The organism is Okeania sp. SIO2B9, assembly GCF_010672505.1.
Taxonomy (GTDB): Bacteria; Cyanobacteriota; Cyanobacteriia; order Cyanobacteriales; family Microcoleaceae; genus Okeania; species Okeania hirsuta.
Map to the genome: position 1 here is coordinate 1 of NZ_JAAHGK010001639.1, position 1,377 is coordinate 1,377.

The 1,377-nt window shown below is 32.5% G+C and carries 1 protein-coding gene; it reads left to right on the forward strand.

Features of this window, described 5'->3' with window-relative positions:
- Positions 1 to 703 precede the first annotated feature (703 nt).
- A complete protein-coding gene (locus tag F6K13_RS33315; protein WP_124144323.1) occupies positions 704 to 1,336 on the forward strand; it encodes a 2OG-Fe(II) oxygenase in 633 nt (210 codons plus the stop codon).
- Positions 1,337 to 1,377 lie beyond the last annotated feature (41 nt).

Below are 1,377 nucleotides of genomic sequence, written 5' to 3' on the forward strand. Positions count from 1 at the left end.
GTCCCTTAATTTTTCGGCGTTGCATCATCATGGGATGATTTTGATATGTGTCAAAAAATTTGTTTTAATCTATCAACATTTTCAGATGGGTGCAAATGTGATTATCATCCCGCAATTATGCAACGCCGAAAAATTAAGGGACAAAACTTAGCTCCTACCTCTTCTACATTCCCCGTCCCTCCTGTCTCCTGTCTCCTGTCTCCTGTCTCCTCCCCTCACCCATAAGACTTTTTCAGCAAACCCTAATTAATACGCTACTAGCTAATAATTATCAAAAATCTCCGATGCGCCTATGTTAATTACTTAATAATTGAAGTTTCACCTAACAAAAACATTCTTTTTTCACCCTTGGTATTATATCATGTCCGCTTAGTAGCACAATCAAAAAAATTTCTCCTGCCCGATCTTTCTTTAGATTCTTTTTCTCCTCTGCTCCCTGTTTACTTATTTATAAGTATTCAACCGGACATGATATTACTATATTGGGAACAAGTTATTTTAGAATTTCAAGGCAGAAAGAAGAAGAAATCAAGAAAGAATAAAAAAACCGAAACAATGATAATAGGTAGCTTCTAGGATTGGAGATATCTCCTTAATCTAAGTTTAAAATTTATTTTTTATAATATTCATACGCAATAATTGGTATAATATTTTCTTAGATATTTATAAAAGCTAACTAGATTACATAGACAACGCATTAAAGATGTTTTGGATGTATCCTGAGAAAAAATATAATCAAACTCCATTCACTTGTTATGATGGTAGTCAGCCAAGTCATTTTTGTCAAAAAGGTGAAAATTGGGGAGCTTTTACAACACAAGAGTGTGACTTGATTATCTCATTTTCACAAAATTTATTCAAGGATAAAAGCCATAGGTTTGAAGGTCTTCACCAGAACTATCGTCAAGCTAATGCTTGGGAAATATCTCAAACTGAAACAACAAATTGGCTTTGGCAACGATTAATTAATAATCTTATAACTGCAAATAATCGTTGGTGGAACTATGATATTGTGGGAATTATAGAGCCTTTACAGCTCCTCTGTTATGACAGCACAAATAATTCTAATCAGATTAAAGATAATTGTGATTTACATATAGATAATGAATATCCTTTTTCTTGTAGGAAGATTTCTTTTTCTGTAGAATTATCTGATCCCAAGACTTATGAGGGCGCAAAACTAAATTTGTATCTACAAGAAAATCCCCAAATATTACCTATAAATAAAGGAACAATGATTATGTTTCCTTCATTTATTTTGCATGAAGTAACGCCTATTATTGAAGGTAAAAGATGGGAACTTATTGGTTGGATTAGTGGTCCTCAATTCCGATAATTTGCAAAAATAAATGGTTTTCATAAAGTTAGGATTGAGAA

Excerpts from the sequence above, each read along its gene's own strand:
- F6K13_RS33315 (WP_124144323.1), top strand. The coding sequence starts at position 704 with ATGTTTTGGATGTATCCTGAGAAAAAATATAATCAAACTCCATTCACT.